This window comes from Niabella drilacis (assembly GCF_900101395.1).
Taxonomy (GTDB): Bacteria; Bacteroidota; Bacteroidia; order Chitinophagales; family Chitinophagaceae; genus Niabella; species Niabella drilacis.
Genome location: NZ_FMZO01000002.1, coordinates 313,939 through 328,538, shown reverse-complemented (window position 1 = coordinate 328,538; position 14,600 = coordinate 313,939). Strand labels below are relative to the sequence as shown.

The 14,600-nt window shown below is 50.6% G+C and carries 8 protein-coding genes; 7 read left to right on the top strand and 1 reads right to left on the bottom strand.

What is annotated here, in order from left to right:
* The first annotated feature begins 5 nt into the window (after nucleotides 1-5).
* From BLS44_RS04745 to BLS44_RS04725, 5 genes are read left to right on the top strand one after another with little or no spacing between them, the layout of a single operon-like run.
* Nucleotides 6-947 (top strand): HlyD family secretion protein, encoded by a 942-nt coding sequence (locus BLS44_RS04745; protein ID WP_090388893.1) that lies wholly within the window; start codon nucleotides 6-8, stop codon nucleotides 945-947.
* Entirely contained in the window at nucleotides 934-1,929 is a 996-nt protein-coding gene (locus BLS44_RS04740; RefSeq protein WP_090388892.1) for an ABC transporter ATP-binding protein, read from the top strand. Before BLS44_RS04745 ends, BLS44_RS04740 begins: the two co-directional genes overlap by 14 nt.
* Entirely contained in the window at nucleotides 1,907-2,689 is a 783-nt protein-coding gene (locus BLS44_RS04735; RefSeq protein ID WP_090388891.1) for an ABC transporter ATP-binding protein, read from the top strand. The genes BLS44_RS04740 and BLS44_RS04735 overlap by 23 nt, the downstream gene beginning before the upstream one ends.
* 53 nt (nucleotides 2,690-2,742) lie before the next feature.
* On the top strand, nucleotides 2,743-3,849 hold the full coding sequence (locus BLS44_RS04730) for an ABC transporter permease (RefSeq protein ID WP_090388890.1): 1,107 nt from the start codon (nucleotides 2,743-2,745) through the stop codon (nucleotides 3,847-3,849).
* Nucleotides 3,846-4,961: an ABC transporter permease gene (locus tag BLS44_RS04725; protein ID WP_090388889.1), complete on the top strand. Its 1,116-nt coding sequence runs from the start codon at nucleotides 3,846-3,848 to the stop codon at nucleotides 4,959-4,961. The genes BLS44_RS04730 and BLS44_RS04725 overlap by 4 nt, the downstream gene beginning before the upstream one ends.
* 10 nt (nucleotides 4,962-4,971) lie before the next feature.
* On the opposite strand, the gene BLS44_RS04720 is transcribed toward BLS44_RS04725, so the two are convergent.
* Entirely contained in the window at nucleotides 4,972-6,768 is a 1,797-nt protein-coding gene (locus BLS44_RS04720; RefSeq protein WP_090388888.1) for an alpha-L-fucosidase, read from the bottom strand.
* 377 nt (nucleotides 6,769-7,145) lie between these two features.
* Between BLS44_RS04720 and BLS44_RS04710 the strand changes: the two genes are divergently transcribed.
* Both BLS44_RS04710 and tamL read left to right on the top strand, forming a co-directional pair.
* On the top strand, nucleotides 7,146-12,176 hold the full coding sequence (locus tag BLS44_RS04710) for a translocation/assembly module TamB domain-containing protein (RefSeq protein ID WP_090388886.1): 5,031 nt from the start codon (nucleotides 7,146-7,148) through the stop codon (nucleotides 12,174-12,176).
* Complete coding sequence (tamL, locus tag BLS44_RS04705; RefSeq protein ID WP_245729103.1) at nucleotides 12,169-14,562, top strand: translocation and assembly module lipoprotein TamL; 2,394 nt, start codon at nucleotides 12,169-12,171, stop codon at nucleotides 14,560-14,562. Before BLS44_RS04710 ends, tamL begins: the two co-directional genes overlap by 8 nt.
* The last annotated feature ends 38 nt before the right edge of the window (nucleotides 14,563-14,600 follow it).

Here is a 14,600-nt window from a genome sequence, read left to right as displayed (position 1 = left end):
CGAATATGAAATTACATTTTCTTTGTAGCTTTCTTTTGATCCTTCTGGCCTGCAACGGCAACAAAAAGGACTTCGACGCGGCGGGCAATTTTGAAGCGGACGAGGTCATTGTATCGGCAGAGCAGGCGGGCACACTTCTTCAATTCGGGATCCGGGAAGGCGAGCCGCTGCTATACCGGCAGGTAGTTGGCCAGATCGATGTGGCCCTGCAGCAGCTCCAGCGCGAACAGACCCAGGCCACCATCCGCGCGCTCCGGCAGCAGGTAGTGTCTCCCGAACAGGAGATCGGGGTAGCACAACGACAGCTGGCCGCACAGGAAGCGCTTTTACAAAACCAGCAGCAAGAACGTCACCGGTTGCAAAACCTTGTAGCTGCGGCCGCCGCACCTCAAAAACAGCTGGACGATATGGAAGCCCAGATCATCCAAACGCAAAAGCAGATGGCCGTTACCCGGCAGCAGATCAGCCTGTACAGCTCCAATGCAGCAACCAGGAACAGGGCCATCCTCAGTGAACGGGCGCCCCTTGAAAAAGCAAAAGCCCAGACAGAACTGCAGGTTGAGCGGGGACAGATCATCAACCCCGTAGCCGGTATGGTACTCACCAAATATGCATTACAGGGAGAAATGACCACGATCGGGAAGCCCCTGTACAAAATTGCCAACCTCGATACGCTGACACTGAGAGCCTATATAACCGGCGATCAGCTGCCGGCCCTTAAAATACAGCAGCCGGTTACCGTTCGTATCGACAATGGAAACAAGTCCTACAAAAGTTATAAAGGCATTGTAAGCTGGATCAGCGACAAAGCGGAGTTCACGCCCAAAACGATCCAGACCAAAAATGAACGTGCCAACCTGGTGTACGCCATAAAAGTGACGGTCAAAAATGACGGGTATCTAAAGATCGGCATGTACGGCGAAGTTCTGTTTCATGAAAAAAAATAATTTATATACCAGCCTGTCACCGGATCCCGGAGATACCCCCATTATAGCCGAGCACATAAGTAAAAGCTATAATAAGGGAACGGCACCGGCATTATCCAACGTATCCCTGACTGTAAAAAAGGGGGAACTCTTTGGCCTGATCGGGCCCGATGGCGCAGGGAAGACAACATTGTTCCGCATTCTTACAACCCTGCTGCTGGCCGACAGCGGACAGGCCCGGATATCCGGGTACGATGTCGTAAAAGATTTTAAACAGATCCGCAGCACCGTGGGGTATATGCCTGGCAAATTTTCACTGTACCAGGATCTGACGGTTCAGGAAAACCTTACATTTTTTGCTGCGCTTTTTGGAACAGAAGTGGCAACACAATACGAACTGATCAGGGACATTTACGACCAGATCGAACCATTCAAAAATCGCAGGGCCGGCAAACTGTCGGGTGGCATGAAGCAAAAGCTGGCACTCTGCTGCGCACTGATCCACAAGCCGTCGGTATTATTCCTTGATGAACCGACAACCGGTGTGGACGTGGTATCGCGAAGAGAGTTTTGGGAAATGCTGCAAAAACTGAAGCGGCAGGGCATTACCATACTCGTATCCACGCCCTATATGGAAGAAGCCGTGTTATGCGATCGTATAGCCCTTATCCAGAACGGGCAGCTCCTTAACATAGATACGCCCTCGCAGATCACCGGCACATTTCCCGCAGCGCTATACGCCGTTAAAGCAGCTTCTATCTATACGCTGTTAAAAGACCTCAGGTCCTGGAACCAGGTAGAAAGCTGTTATGCTTTCGGAGAATGGCTGCATGTAACGCTCCGGCAGCACACCGGGGATGCCCGGGCCCTTATCCGGGAATATGCGGCAGCAAAGGCACATCAGCAAGTAACCGTTCAACTCATTGCGCCCACAATCGAAGATAGTTTTATACGGCTGGCCACAACAAACCCATTACAGCATGGAACTCCTAATCAACCATAAATCAGCATCCCCTGCAGACAACAATGCCGTTATTGAATGCCGGGACCTTACCAAGAAATTTGGAAATTTCCTGGCGGTGGACCGGATCAGCTTCAGTGTGAAGCCGGGTGAGATCTTTGGCTTCCTGGGTGCGAACGGCGCAGGGAAGACCACGGCAATGCGGATGTTATGCGGTCTCTCCTACCCCAGCTCCGGCCACGCCACCGTAGCAGGCTTTGATGTATACAGGCAGCAGGAAAAGATCAAGCGGCACATCGGCTATATGAGCCAGAAGTTTTCCCTGTATGACGATCTTACCCCCCTGGAAAATATACAGTTCTTTGGCGGTATCTATGGTGTTCCGGCCAGGGTCATAAAAGAACGGAGCCGTGAGCTGGTGCGATCGCTGGGCCTGGAAAAGGAAGCCACCAAGCTGGTAAGCGGCCTGCCGCTGGGCTGGAAGCAAAAACTGGCATTTGCCATAGCGTTGTTCCACCAGCCCCGGATCGTTTTTCTGGATGAACCTACCGGGGGCGTCGATCCGGTAACCCGCCGCCAGTTCTGGGATATGATCTATGAAGCGGCCGAAAAAGGGGTAACCATTTTTGTAACCACTCATTACATGGATGAAGCAGCTTATTGCAACCGGGTAACTATTATGGTAGACGGGAAAATAGAGGCGCTGGATACGCCGGCCAGCCTGATGCAGCAGTTTGCCTGCGATAACATGGATGAAGTATTTTACAGACTGGCCCGAACGGCCCGGCGCAAGGATCCTTAAAAGTTACAGGCCCGGCTCCGCAGCAGCCGGTGCCGTTGTTCAATAACAAGAAGATGAAACAGCTACTCGTTTTTATCCGCAAAGAATTCTACCACGTCTTCCGCGACAGGCGCACCCTCCTCATCCTGTTTGGACTGCCCCTGGTACAGATCCTGTTGTTTGGCTATGCGCTTACCAGTGAAGTCAAAAATGTGGACCTTGTTGTTATCAATACTTCCGGCGATCTCCTGGCTCAACAGCTTACTGCCCGGCTACAAGCATCAGCGCTTTTCAATGTGCAGGAAAAACAGCTGTCACCTACTGAAATAGAAAACGAATTCAAAAAAGGACATATCAAAGCCGCCCTGATCTTCCCTTCCGGGTTCAGCAACGATCTCATCAAAATACAGCGGGCCGGGTTCCAGGTACTCACAGACGGGTCCGAACCCAATATTTCAAAAACCATTACCCGGTATCTCAGCACCATTGTACAGGATTTCCGGCAGGAACATTCAACAGCGGCATTGGCCCCGTTTACCATTGTACCGGAGCTGCGCATGCTATACAACGAAGAAGGTAATGGCTCTATCAATTTTGTACCGGGCGTACTGGCACTCATCCTGATGATCGTTTGCACCGCACTGACCTCTGTAGCGGTGGTCCGGGAAAAAGAGACCGGCACGATGGAAATACTGCTGGTATCCCCCTTCAGACCGGCAATGGTACTGGTGGCCAAAGCAGTTCCGTTCCTGTTGCTGTCGCTGGCGAACTTCTCGGTCATTCTCCTGCTGGCCGTTTATGTTTTAAACGTTCCCCTGGCAGGAAGCCTGTTGCTCCTTTTCGTGATCACGCTCCTCTTCATTGCTACCAGCCTCTCCTTCGGACTGCTGATCTCCAATGCCACAAGCTCGCAGCAGGTAGCGCTCCTTATATCCATGATGGGACTGATGCTGCCAACGATCATTTTTACCGGGTTCATTTTCCCGCTGGAGAATATGCCGCTGCCCTTTCAATGGATCTCCAACCTGGTTCCTGCCAAATGGTATTACTCCGCCGTAAAATCAGTAATGCTTAAAGGCCTGGGCTTAGCCTATGTATGGAAGGAGATGAGTGTCCTTTGCCTAATGACCATCCTGCTGTTGACCATTACCGTAAAACGGTTCCAAATCAGATTAACATGAGAACGCTCCGCTTTATATTACAGAAAGAATTTCGCCAGATGTTCCGTGACAAGACCATCCTGGCGATGATGTTTATGCTGCCGGTGATCCAGTTAGGCATCCTGCCGCTTGCCATGAACCTTGATGTAAAGAATATCAACCTTGCAATCGTTGACCAGGACCACAGCACCTATGCGCAAAAGCTGATCTCCAAAATAGGCGCATCCGGATATTTCAGGATCGTAACCGTAGCCCCCGCCTATAAACAGGCCCTGTTTACCCTGGAGAACGGCACTGCTGATATCATCCTGGAAATACCGGCATCCTTTGAGCGCAATCTCGTAAGAGAAGGCCGCCAGCCGCTGAATATAACAGCCGATGCCATTAACGGTACCAAATCCGGGATCGGCTCCTCCTACCTGCTCACCGTTATCAGGGATTTTAACCGGGACATCCGGCTGATGAGCAACGGTCAGCCGGTGGCATCTCCTGCAGGGATCGAGATCGCCTCTACTGCCTGGTTCAACCCCTATGAGCGGTTTACCTGGTACATCGTTCCCGGCGTACTGGTATTATTGCTGACACTGGTAGGCGGATTTCTTTCTTCGCTGAACATCGTACGGGAAAAAGAGATCGGCACCATTGAACAGATCAATGTGACCCCAATAAAAAAATGGCAGTTCATTTTAGGAAAACTGATCCCCTTTTGGGTTGTTGGCATGATCGTACTGACCATCGGGCTGCTGGTGGCCCGGCTTTTTTACGGGATCGTTCCGGTGGGAAGTCTTATCCTGTTGTACCTGCTTGCCGCTGTTTACCTGGTGGCCCTGCTGGGCTTTGGCCTGCTGGTATCCACCATCAGCAACAATCAGCTACAATCGATGTTTATTGCTTTCTTTTTTATTATGATCTTTGTTCTGATGAGCGGCCTCTTCACTTCTGTGGACAGTATGCCGGCATGGGCAAGGTCTGTAGCCGCCTTTCTGCCCATTACCCATTTTATGAAAGCCGTCCGTATGATCATCCTGAAAGGAAGCACCCTCGGCGATATATCCCCGATCCTTATTTATGAGTCATTATTTGCCATTGGCCTCAATGCCCTGGCCATCTGGAATTACCGGAAAACGCAATAGCTCAAAAGCACTACTGCGCCGTGTTGCTGATCCAGATCCTGTTAAAATACAGCGGCCCCATGGTGCCGCTGGCTGTTTTAAAAGAGACCTGGTAAAATCCTGCCTTCGGAAAATGCAGCTGCCCCAGGCGGGTGTCTGCAAATTCATCAGTATAGCTCGAATGCGGTTCTGCCACTACGGTACCGGATGGTTTCAGTTGCTGTTCCAGGTGCTGCCCGCTAACAAGCACCTCGATACCTACGGACTCCTTTGAGTGATTATGATAAGACAGGTCTACCTGGTAATTACCTGCCTGCGGTATATATACTTCCCAGGCCAGGGTGCCTTCCCTGTCCACAACAAGGCGCGTGGGGCGAAGCCCGTCGTAACGGGCCAGTTTAAAACCCGGCGGATGCTCCCATACATTGGTGGCCGTCAGCGCAAAACCGCCAAACGTAGATTCCGGTACCATCTCCCCGTCCAGCGTCACGGGTTCGGGGTACTGCAGCACCACCACGGATACAAAAGGATCCGCAGCCGCTGCCGGTAATTGGATATGCGTTAAAGGCCCATTCTGTGTAAACCGCAGCGGCCTCTTACCCGAGGCAGTAATAAGCTCCGCCTTCTCCGGCCTGGATAAAATACCAGAAACACGCAGTACTTTATCCAGTGGCCAGTTATATACATGCAGGTACACCAATTGTTTATTCTTTACTGTTTTGGTAGTGATCCTTCCCCAGTCGTGCTGCCCCGCCCGCAGCTCCAGTCCCGTGCAACCGTAGATGGCCTCCCCGTTCCTGGAAAGCCACCGGCCCATATCTTCCAGGCGGCGTACCCCTTCGTAAGGAACCGACCCGTCTGCACGCGGTCCTATATTCAGTGTAAAATCGCCGTTGAGGCTTACATTGCCAATTAAAGACTGCAGCAACTGGCTGGTAGACTTCCATTCGTTTTCCTGGCCATAATATCCCCAGGAATGGGCGATGGTACCCGAGGTTTCCCAGGGGTGTGCCGTATAAACAGAACCAAATTCATTATCGCCCTTCGACTCAAAATCCACACCGGGATCAGAAGCCGGCAAACCGATCCGGGAATTGATCAAACAGTTCGGCTGCAGCGTTCTTATCAGGCGAACCACCTGGTCCAGTTGCTCCTTCTTCACCACGGTTTTATCATAACCCATCCACATATCAAACCAGAACATCGCAATATCCCCATAATTGGTCAGCAATTCCCTCAATTGTGGAATTACTTTCTCCTGCCAGTATTTATTGTAGTCCTCATCCCTGATCCCCGTTAGTTCCTTATTATGATCCCATCCGTAGGGATGATCCCAATCTACCCAATGCGAATAATAAAAGCCCAGTTTGATACCATGCTTCTTACAGGCCGCAGCCAGCTCTTTGATCACATCCCGGTTGGTGCCGCTTAGTTTGGTAAGATTATAATCGCTCACCTTACTGTTCCAGAGCGCTACTCCATCATGATGCTTGGAAGTGATGGTGATGTATTTCATCCCGGCTTTTTTTGCCAGCAACACCCATTCTTCAGGATTGATGCGGCTCCAGTCGAACCGTTTGGCAAGGGTACCATACTCTTCTTTTGAAATACGGTTCCGGTAACGGATCCACTCTGCATAATTGTTGCTGTACCGCAGGCGCTCTCCCTTCCACATTCCCTCGGCAGCACTGTACAGCCCCCAGTGAATAAACATTCCGAAGCGGGCATCCGTAAACCATTTGGTTTTGGGTTCAGCAGTACCAGGCTGGGCATGAAGGGTAACAGCAGCCACTACCATCCCTAAAAGAAATACGATCTTTAATTTCATATGTAAACTGATTGCGGCTAAGATACGTAACTTTTAGAGTGCAATAGCTTTATCCCTTTAATCACCGGAACAAATGTATACTATGGAGCACCGGGCAATTTCCGGCGAGGACCTTTCCGCAGATATCCATACAGATGACTGCCGCCCTTCTGCAATTACGCCGGCGCTTATGCGTTATGTTAACACCACGAATTTCAGGCCAAACCGCTGCAGGCAGGTTACTTTTTCAGGAAGCGGGGCCGGATTACAGGGATCGTGCTATTTTGGTTTAATATTTGGAGAATTTCATTTAAAAGCAGGCTTAAACTAAGAAAATCTGTTAGGTTTGCAGAACAGGGCAGCATCGCTTTCTTTCATTATATTAACCCATTGCGCACTTGAACAAAACAGTAAAAAAAAGCATAAGGATCATTGTAAAAATACTCGCAAGCATACTTGTGCTCCTACTCCTGCTTATCCTGTCGCTGAACCTGCCCTTTGTACAAAATTTTATTAAAGATAAAGTTGTCGCCTACCTTAAAAAGAAGACCGACACCGAGATCAGTCTCGAACGCATCCGCATCGGGTTTCCCAAAGACCTGGAGCTGAACAAGCTGTTTGTGGCCGACAAAAAAAAAGATACGCTGCTTTATGCAGAAAAGCTGGGAGTAAACCTGGATATGCTGGCCCTGCTTTCCAACCGCGTGGAGGTAACCAATATTGAGCTGAATACGGTACGTGCAAATGTATACCGCCTGCATCCCGATACGGTATTCAACTACCAGTTCCTCGTAGATTCACTCGTATCCAATGAAAACAAAACACCGGAGGAAGAAAAAAAAGACACCACATCGGCATTAAAATTCCGGCTGGACAAGATCACACTGAATGATATCCGGGTGCAGTTTAAGGATGACGTGGTGGGAAATGATGCGGGGATTTACCTGGGCCGGCTGGATGCCCGTGTAAAAACATTCGACCTGGACAATATGCATTACGGTCTCAGCGCCCTTGCGCTTAAAAACACCCGCCTGCACTATTTCCAGAACAAGCCGCTTACCGTATTGCAGCAAAAGGTGGACTCCGGCATCGACAAAACCGCAACAGCAAAAGGCAGGCTCCCGCTCATCGAATTTGGAAAACTGGCCCTGGATAACGTATCCCTTAACTACGATGACCGGCTGTCGGATACCCGGGCGCTGGCCAACCTGGACGCATTACAACTGGCAGACCTGGCCCTCGATCTTACCAATGGCAGCTACCATTCTTCGGATGTATTGCTGCAGAACTCCCTGATCGATTTCGCCTACCGGCCCACCCCAACCAATCAAAAAGCCATTGAAACCGCTGCCGACAGCGCCTCCGCCTCCTCCTCCTTCGGACTGTTCCTGGGCAAACTGATCCTGGCAAACAACCGGGTACGGTATGATAACCTGGCAGAGAAGCGCACGCCGGGGCACCTGGATTTCAATCACCTCAACATAAAGGAGCTGGGGCTTACCGGCAACAACATTTCCATCGACAGCGCCGGCATTAAAGCCGCCATACGGGGAGGGAAACTCAAAGACACCAGCGGGTTTGTACTTAACGATCTGAAGGGCGATCTTGTATACGATGACCGGCAATTAAAGGTGGATGGGCTTATTTTAAAAACACCGCATACACAGATCGACAATAACAGTTTGCTGAGCTATACATCGCAGGATGATCTGAGCAGGCATCCGGAAAAAGTAAAAATGGATGTACAATTCCGCAATACCATTATCGGGATGCAGGACCTTTATTACCTGCTGCCTTCTGTACCGGACAGCTACAGGAGCCGGCAGCTTCGCCTTGCAGCAGCCTTTACCGGTTATCTGAACAACCTCGATATTGAAAAACTGCAGCTACAGGGTTTGAACAGCACCCGTATTGACATTGCCGGTGGGATCCGGGGATTACCCAACATCGATAAAACCATCTTCAACCTCAACCTGCGCCAGTTGCAGACATCCAAAAGCGACCTGTTTGCATTGATCCCCTCCACATCCATGCCGCAAAGCGTTGAACTTCCCGGCTATCTCTCGGCAACCGGGAAATTCAACGGGAGTCTTACCAATTTCACCACAGCATTGCAATTAAAAACAGATATGGGCGGCGCGAACCTGCAGGCGGCCATGGGCGGCCCCAAAAACCGGGAGACCTACCGCGCCAAGATCCAGCTGCATAACTTTAACCTGGGACGCCTGCTTAAACAGCAGGAGCAACTGGGAACCGTTTCCTTACTGGCTAATATAAGCGGGCAGAGCCTGGATCCTAAAAAGATGCGCGCAAAACTGAACGGCACCATTTATCATGCCCGCTATAACAAGTATGATTATAAAGACATCAGACTGGAAGGCGCCTATGCCGGTAATATCGCAGACCTGAGGGCCGTCAGCAACGACAGCAATGCGCATTTTACGCTGGACACAAAAGCAGATCTTGGTAAAAGCACGCCGGCAATAAAAGGAACGGCCGACCTGAAAAACATCGACCTCCAAAAACTGAATTTCTATTCCGAGCCGTTAAAGCTGGCCGGGCTGGTCGATATGGACTTTAGTTCTTTAGATCCGGATTACCTGAACGGGTCGGCCAGCCTTAAAAGCGTTCAGATCGGTTTTGACGGATCCATTTACAATATAGACACTTTAACGCTCAGCGCGGTGGCGACCAAAGCGCATAATGAGTTATCATTGCAATCAGATTTCATGACGGCTCAGTTTACCGGCAAATACCAGCTGACCCAGATCGGCCAGGCCTTCATTAACCAGATCAATAAATATTATGCATTTGCGCCCACTAAAAAGATCGCCCCGCAGCAGATGCAGTTCCACCTGGCCATTACTGACCCGGAGCTGATTCAAAAATTTGTGCCGGCACTCACCACGCTGGCTCCCGCCACGATCAGCGGCAACATCAACACGCAAAGTGACAGCCTTCATTTAAATGCTTTTTTCCCGCATGTGGTCTATGATAGCTTCGACGTAAAAGACATCGTGTTGAAGGCAGGCAACACCGATTCGGCAAAGCTGGACTATGCGCTGAATATTAAAGAAATCCAAAGCCCGTCCGTCAATCTGTATAATGCGGAGATAAGCGGGGCCGCGCTCAACAACCTGCTGGATGTAAACCTCTTTTTAAGAGACCGCGCCAATAAAGATAAGTACCGCATTGGAGGGCATTTTAAATCCATGGATCAAACCTACCAGTTTACCCTGGATCCGCAAAAACTCCTGCTCAACTATGATCCCTGGAAGGTAGCACCCGATAACCTGATCCAATACGGCAAGGCCGGTGTATACGTACGCAATTTTGAGATCAGCAACAACGGGCAATCACTCGCCATCAACAGCCGGTCTACCCAGCCCAATGCTCCCGTGAATGTGAAATTCACCAACTTTATGCTGGAAACCTTAACCCGGTATGCAGACCAGGATACGGCCCTGGTAGGCGGCAAGCTCAACGGCGTGGTGGATGTAACCGATATTGCCACCAATCCGAAGTTTGAGGCCGACCTCACCATTAACCAGCTCCGGTACCAGAAAGATGCGCTGGGCAACGCTTCCATAAAAGTAAACAACAATACCGCCAATGCCTACCAGGCAGACGTTCGCTTATCCGGCCTGCACGACCTGGCCATCACCGGTTTTTATTATACAGAACCTGCCGGATCGCTTGACCTGGATATTGCAGTAAATAAGATCGACCTGAAGCACATTGAAAGCATCAGCGGCGGCCAGGTAAGGAACGGTAAAGGCATCCTCACCGGCAACCTTACCGCAAAAGGACCCGTAAGCAAACCCGCCATCCTGGGCGCACTCACCTTCAAAGATGCGGGGTTAAATATCGCTCAGCTTAATGGATACTACCAGCTCAAAAATGAAACAGTGCGCTTTACAGAGCCGGGTATTTCCTTTAATAAATTTACCATACGGGACTCCTCCAACCAGCCGCTGACGCTCGATGGAATGATCACGACGCGCGATTTCTCCAATCCCGGTTTCAACCTTACCCTCCGCGCCAATAACTTCAGGGTCATGAACTCCACGGCTGCCGACAATGAGCTGTTTTATGGCACGGTACTGGTCACCCTGAATGCACGGATCACCGGCGATCTAAACAAGCCCAGGGTGAATATGCAAACGCGGATCAATAAGGGAACAAAATTCAACTTCGTGATCCCCGATGATGATCCGCTGGTATCAAGCCAGGAGGGCATTGTTGAATTTATTGACAAAGATGCCCCGCCGCTCAATGGCCGGCAGCCGGTTAACGTTGATAGCCTGACCCGTTCGCCGATCACGGGCATGGATATCTCGGGAGACGTGACCATTGACAAGGAGGCCGAGATCACCATCGTGGTGGACCCGCAAAACGGGGATGCACTGCGCGTAAAAGGCGAAGCCGATCTCAGCCTGCAAATGGATCCCAGCGGCCGCACCACCTTAACCGGCCGGTATGAGATCACCGAAGGCAGCTATAATCTTACCATTGGCGGACTGGCCAAACGGGAATTCAAGATCCAGCAGGGTAGTTCCATACAATGGACCGGCGCACCCACGGAAGCCAATGCCGATATCACGGCCATTTATGAAGTCAACACCTCGCCCATTGACCTCGTTGCTGCACAGCTCGAATCAGAGAGCAGCACCAACCGCACCATGTACCGGCAAAAGCTGCCCTTTTATGTATACCTCAAAATGAGCGGTGAATTATTAAAGCCAAAGATCAGCTTCCAGATCGATATGCGGGAAAGCGAACGCAACGCATTCAACGGCATCGTTTATACGCGACTGCAGCAGATCAATGCCAATGAAAGCGAATTGAATAAACAGGTCTTTGCCCTGCTGGCCCTCAACCGTTTCATTTCCGACAACCCATTTGAAAGCCTTGCCGGCGGTACTTCTGCAGGAGCCCTGGCTCGGCAGAGTGTAAGCAAACTGCTTACGGAACAATTGAATAACCTGGCCTCCGACCTGATCAAAGGAGTAGACATAAACTTCGACCTTACCTCGCAGGAAGACTATTCCACCGGCCAGGAAAAAACAAAGACCGATCTGAATGTAGCGTTTACCAAGCGGTTGCTGAATGACCGCCTCAGCGTTACCGTGGGCAATAACTTTGCGCTGGAGGGGGCTAATACCAACCAGAATGCAGCGCAGCTGGCCAGCAATGTAAATATCGAGTACATGCTTTCCCGCGACGGACGTTACCGCCTGCGGGCCTACCGACGTAACCAGACGGAAGGGATCATTGAAGGACAGATCATCGAAACCGGTGTGGGTTTTATTATCGTGGTCGATTACAATAAATTCGGGGAGGTATTCCGCAGTTTCAGAAAACGGGATCAGCGCAGGGGAAGCGGCAACTTCAGCGGCAGTAACCGAAAAAACAAGGGAGATGAGTAAACGGAATTTTTCATATTTGTTTTTTGCACGGCAGTCAGCGATCAGCTGTCAGCCATCAGACATCAGTCCCGATAGCTATCGGGATCAGGCATCCCTGCCCGTTTATTTCCTATACCTGTTGGGACTTGTATTACTGGTAACCTCTTGCTCCACCACCAGGAAGTTAAAACCGGGAGAGGTGCTTTATACCGGCGCTACCGTAAAACTGAACCCCGATACACCGGCTGTTAAGGATCAGAAAAATTTTCAAAAAGAGCTGGAAGCAAAGGTACGCCCCGCCCCCAATAAGAAGCTGCTCGGCTGGCGTTACAAATTATTCTTCTACAATCTTGTCAGTGAACCCAAAAAGCAAAAGGGATTTAAGTACTGGATAAAATACAAGCTGGGAGAGCCTCCTGTATTGATGAACCAGGTGCGGTTGCAGAATAATGTAAACGTCATGAGCAGCTACCTGGCAAGCAAAGGTTTTTTACAGGCTTCCGGATCCGGTGATACAACGATCAGGGGCAAAACCGGCAAGGCCGCCTACCAGCTCTACTCCGGCCCGCGTTATACCATAAATGCGATTACCTTCCCGGGCGACAGCAGCAGTGCGATCTCCGGCCTCATTTATGCCGCCAGGAACAAAACACTGTTAAAGCAGGGCGACTATTACGACCTGGATATTTTTAAGGCCGAACGCGAACGTATCGACGTTCAACTAAAAGAAAAAGGGTATTTCTACTTCAGCCCTAACTACCTGCTGATACAGGCAGACAGTACCATTGGCGCCAACCAGGTGGACATCGATCTGAAAATCAAAAAAGAAACGCCCGGAGCGGCATTGCAGCCCTACTTCATCCGCAACATCAACATTTACCCCGACTATAGTTTAAGGCGGGATTCTTTCACCAGGGCCTCCGAGCCGGTGCAGTACAAAGATTTCACCATCTATGACCCCAACCACAAGTACAAACCCCGCTTATTTGAGCACCTGATCTTTTTTCAGAAAGGAGATCCTTATAACCGCACTGACCATGCATTAAGCCTGAACCGTTTGGTGAACATCGGGACCTTCCGGTTTGTAAAGGCCGAGTTTACCCCCATGGATACCCTTACCAGCAGCAATATGGATGTGGACTTTATGCTTACTTCCTCAAAGAAGAACGCGCTTTCCCTTTCCGTAACCGGCACCAGCAAATCCAACAACTTTATAGGATCCGAAGTGAAGGTAACCCACACCAATAAAAATACATTCCGGGGAGCGGAGCAACTCAACCTGAGCCTTGCCGGGGGGTTCGAAAAACAATTCAGCGGACAACAGAAGGACCTTACCTCCTACTCCCTGGGGGCAGAAGCCCGCCTGTTGTTTCCCCGCTTCCTGATCCCGGTTGCCGGGTTCAAGACCCATAACGCCTATGTTCCCAAAACCCATATCACCGTCGGGTCGCAGCTATTGAACCGGGCCAACTATTATACCCTGGTTTCGGGGAAAGGAGAGTTCGGTTATTTATGGAAAGGCAATGAGTTCAACGAGCACCAGCTGAACCCGCTTTCCGTAAGCTATATCCGTACGGCCAACACTACGGACAGTTTTAACCGGATGCTGGAAAAAGTGCCTACGCTAAAAAACAACTTTGAGAACCAGTTCATCATCGGCTCCAATTATACCTATACTTACAGCAACCAGGTAAAGCCCGAACTGCGGAATAATTTCCTCTTCATGGGTTCAGTAGAATCTGCCGGTAATCTCATCAATGCCTTCCTGCGTAAGGACGAAAGCGGCAAGAAGCGGCTCTTCCAGACCATCACCAACCAGTTTGTACGCCTCGAAGCCGATTTCCGGGATTATTACAAGATCAACCCGGGGCTGATATGGGCCAACCGCCTTAACCTGGGATATGGTATCCCTTATGGCAACAGCTCCGTATTGCCTTATGTACGCCAGTTCTTTGCCGGGGGAAGCAATGACATCCGCGCATTCCGCTCCCGTTCGCTGGGGCCCGGTACGTTCTATATCAACACAGACAGCCTCGACCTGTTTGCCGACCAGGGGGGCGACGTAAAGCTCATGCTGAATACAGAATTGAGGGCAAAGCTGTTTAGCATCATCCAGGGGGCTGTATTTATCGATGCCGGTAATATCTGGCTGGCAAAAAATGATACCAGCCGCCCGGGAGGCCAGTTCCGCTTTGGGAACGTATTAAGTCAGACCGCCGTTGGGGGCGGCGTTGGCCTAAGAGTGGATGCTTCGATCTTCGTGGTACGGTTCGACCTGGCCATGCCCTTCCGCAAACCCTGGCTGCCGCCGGGAGAACGGTGGGTGATTGACCAGGTCCGGTTCAGTGACCCGGAATGGCGCAAAAAAAACCTTATCTTTAATATCGGTATCGGTTATCCCTTTTAGCCTCCCTGTTCAGAGCCCTTATTACCGTGTCATCAGCA